This is a genomic window from Shewanella sp. AS1 (assembly GCF_021412565.1).
GTDB lineage: Bacteria > Pseudomonadota > Gammaproteobacteria > Enterobacterales > Shewanellaceae > Shewanella.
Genome location: NZ_JAKCLJ010000090.1, coordinates 1 through 287, shown reverse-complemented (window position 1 = coordinate 287; position 287 = coordinate 1). Strand labels below are relative to the sequence as shown.

Below are 287 nucleotides of genomic sequence, written 5' to 3'. Positions count from 1 at the left end.
CGTGCCCGTGCGTCTGGGCCAGGAATTCAGCGGCTATGCTTCGCAACTGGATCATGCTTTGACCCGTGCTGCCCAAGTCAAGTCGCATTTGTGCGAGCTGGCGCTGGGCGGGACGGCGGTCGGTACCGGCTTGAATGCCGAACCCGGCCTTCCGGCGCGCGTTATCGCGCGGCTGGCCAAAGACATGGGGCTCCCGTTCAAGCAGGCGCCAAATTTGTTTGAGGCGCTCGCAGCGCGCGATGCGTGCGTTGAGGCTTCCGGCGCGCTGAAGACCATTGCCTGCTCAC

At 64.5% G+C, this 287-nt stretch carries 1 protein-coding gene; it reads left to right on the top strand.

The features are described from left to right. The coding region (locus tag LZP69_RS16180) for a lyase family protein (protein ID WP_267962137.1) at positions 1-287 on the top strand (287 nt) is incomplete at both ends.